We start from the raw sequence: 3,503 nt of genomic DNA, 5'->3' as shown, positions 1-3,503 counted from the left end.
GAGGAAGACGTCGATAACTTGATGGACAGCGTCACGGTCACCGCTACCGACGAAGATGGTTCGACCGACAGCGGCGACCTGAATATCAAGATCGTCGATGACGCGCCGACCGCCGAGGACGACACCAATAGCGTCACCGAAGGCGACGATACTGCCAGCAGCGTCGAGACCAGCGGTAATGTGATCGGTGGTGATACGGCGTCCACTGGTGATGTCGCCGATACCGAAGGTGCCGATGGCGCCACGGTGACGGCGGCCGAAAGTGTCAATGTCTCCGGCAACAGTGCCAGCGGTAGCGGTCCCCTGGTGATCGAGGGCGAGTACGGCACCCTGACGCTCGAGGCCGATGGCAGCTACACCTACGTGCTGGACAATACCAACCTGGACGTTCAGGGGTTGGGCGACGGCGAGACGCTGGAGGAAGCGTTCAGCTACACCCTGACCGATGGCGATACCGATCAGGACGACGCCACTCTGACCATCACCATCGACGGCAGCGACGACGGGGTGACCGTCGATGTGCCCAACGAGCATGGCAGCACCGAGCCGGATGGCAATATCGCCGACCAGGTGGTGTTCGAAAGTGGTCTGGCGGATGGTTCCAACCCGAACACCGCTGATACCCGAGTTGCGTCCAGCTTTACCCTCAAAGCCCTGGATGGCTTGCAGGAAACGGGCGCGGTGACCCTGGATTACACTGATGCCAATGGCGACCCGGCCACGCTCTCGCTAAGCAAGGCACAAGTGGAAGCGCTGGGCGATACCCCGCAGAGCCTGACCACCCAGTACGGTGAGCTGACGCTCAACGGCTATAGCCAGGCCGATGACGGCACTATCACCCTCGACTATGACTACCTCCTGACCAATGCGCCGGAGGAAGACGTCGATAACTTGATGGACAGCGTCACCGTGACCGCCACCGACCGCGATGGCCAGGCCGACAGCGGCGACCTGAATATCCAGATCGTCGATGACGCGCCAGTGGCCGAAGATGACACCAATAGTGTCACCGAAGACTCGGCCACCACCACGACCGGCAATGTGCTGGGCGACAGCGGTGCCTCTACCGGTGATGTGGCCGACACCGAGGGCGCCGACGGTGCCACGGTGACGGCGGTGGAAAGCACCAATGTGCCCGCCAACGATGCCACCGAGACCGGCGGCACCCTGACGATCGAGGGTGAATACGGCACCCTGACGCTCGAGGCAGATGGCAGCTACATCTACGCGCTGGATAATACCAACCTCGACGTTCAGGGTCTCAGCGACGGCGAGACGCTGGAGGAAGCGTTTACCTATACGCTGACCGATGGCGATACCGATGCCGACGACGCCACCCTGACCATCACCATCGACGGCAGCGACGACGGCGTGACCGTCAATGTGCCCAACGAGCATGGCAGCACCGAGCCGGATGGCAACATCAATGATCAGGTGGTGTTCGAGAGCGGCCTGCCGAACGGCTCCGCGACGAACGCCGCCGATACCCGAGTTGCGTCCAGCTTTACCCTCAAAGCCCTGGATGGTCTGCAGGAAACGGGCGCGGTGACGCTGGGTTACACCGATGCCAATGGCGATCCGGCCACGCTCGAGTTAAGCAAGGCACAGGTGGAAGCGCTGGGTGATACCAGCCAGACGCTGACCACTGAATACGGTGAGCTGACCCTGAACGGTTACAGCCAGGCCGCTGACGGCACCATCACCCTCGACTATGACTACCTCCTGACCAATGCGCCGGAGGAAGACGTCGATAACTTGATGGACAGCGTCACGGTCACCGCTACCGACGAAGATGGTTCGACCGACAGCGGCGACCTGAATATCCAGATCGTCGATGACGCGCCGACCGCCGAGGACGACACCAATAGCGTTACCGAAGGCGACGATACTGCCAGCAGCGTCGAGACCAGCGGCAATGTGATCGGTGGTGGTGATGCCTCGCCGGGCGATGCCGAAGATACCGAGGGCGCCGATGGTGCCACGGTGACGGCAGCCGAAAGTGTTAATGTCTCCGGCAACAGTGCCAGCGGTAGCGGTCCCCTGGTGATAGAGGGCGAGTACGGCACCCTGACGCTCGAGGCGGATGGCAGCTATACCTACGCGCTGGACAATACCAACCTGGACGTTCAGGGGTTGGGCGACGGCGAGACGCTGGAGGAAGCGTTCACCTATACGCTGACCGACGGCGATACCGATGCCGATGATGCCACCCTGACCATCACCATCGACGGTTACAACGACGGGGTGACCGTCGATGTGCCCAACGAGCATGACGCCGACACCCCGGACGGCAATATCGGCGACCAGGTGGTGTTCGAAAGTGGTCTGGTGGATGGTTCCAACCCGAACACCGACGATACCCGGGTCGAGTCGAGCTTTACCCTGACCGCTCTGGATGGCCTGCAGGAAACGGGCGCGGTGACGCTGGGTTACACCGACGAGAATGGTGAGTCGGCCACCCTCGAGCTGAGCCGGAACGAAGTCGAAGTGCTGGGTAGCGATTCACAAACCCTCACTACCCAGTACGGTGAGCTGACCCTGAACGGCTATAGCCAGGCCGCTGATGGCACCATCACCCTCGACTACAGCTATGAGCTGACTAATGCGCCGGGCGTGAACGTCGACGACCTGATGGACAGCGTCACCGTGACCGCCACCGACCGAGACGGCCAGGCCGACAGCGGCGACCTGAATATCCAGATCGTCGACGATGCGCCGGTGGCCGAGGACGACACCAATAGTGTCACAGAAGACTCGGCGACGACCACGACCGGCAATTTGCTGGGCGACAGCGGTGCGTCCGATGGCGATGTTGAAGACACCGAAGGCGCCGATGGTGCCACGGTCACGGCGGCCGAAAGCACCAATGTCCCCGGCAATAGTGCCAGCGGTAGCGGTCCCCTGACGATCGAGGGCGAGTACGGCACCCTGACGCTCGAGGCCGATGGCAGCTACACCTATACGCTGGACAATACCAACCTGGAGGTCCAGGGCCTGAGCGACGGCGAGACGCTGGAAGAAGCGTTCACCTATACGCTGACCGATGGCGATACCGATCAGGACGACGCCACCCTGACCATTACCATCGACGGCAGCGATGACGGGGTGACCGTCGATGTGCCCAATGAGCATGGCAGCACCACGCCGGACGGCAACATCAATGACCAGGTGGTGTTCGAGAGCGGCCTGCCGAACGGCTCCGCGACGAACGCCGCCGATACCCGAGTTGCGTCCAGCTTTACCCTCAAAGCCCTGGATGGCTTGCAGGAAACGGGCGCGGTGACCCTGGCTTACACCGATGAGAACGGTGATCCGGCCACGCTCGAACTCAGCCGGGCCGAGGTGGAAGCGCTGGGTAGCGATTCACAAACCCTCACTACCCAGTACGGTGAGCTGACGCTCAACGGCTACAGCCAGGCCGCTGACGGCACCATCACCCTCGACTATGACTACCTCCTGACCAATGCGCCGGAGGAAGACGTCGATAACTTGATGGACAGCGT

The 3,503-nt window shown here is 62.0% G+C and carries 1 protein-coding gene; it reads left to right on the top strand.

Features of this window, described 5'->3' with window-relative positions; all coding sequences use genetic code 11:
- Positions 1 to 3,503: VCBS domain-containing protein (locus RSO41_RS18420; RefSeq protein ID WP_315620716.1), on the top strand; the 3,503-nt coding region annotated here is incomplete at both ends.

The sequence above is a fragment of the Halomonas sp. I1 genome (assembly GCF_032334135.1).
Classification (GTDB): domain Bacteria; phylum Pseudomonadota; class Gammaproteobacteria; order Pseudomonadales; family Halomonadaceae; genus Halomonas.
This window is presented reverse-complemented; position numbering and strand designations above follow the sequence as displayed.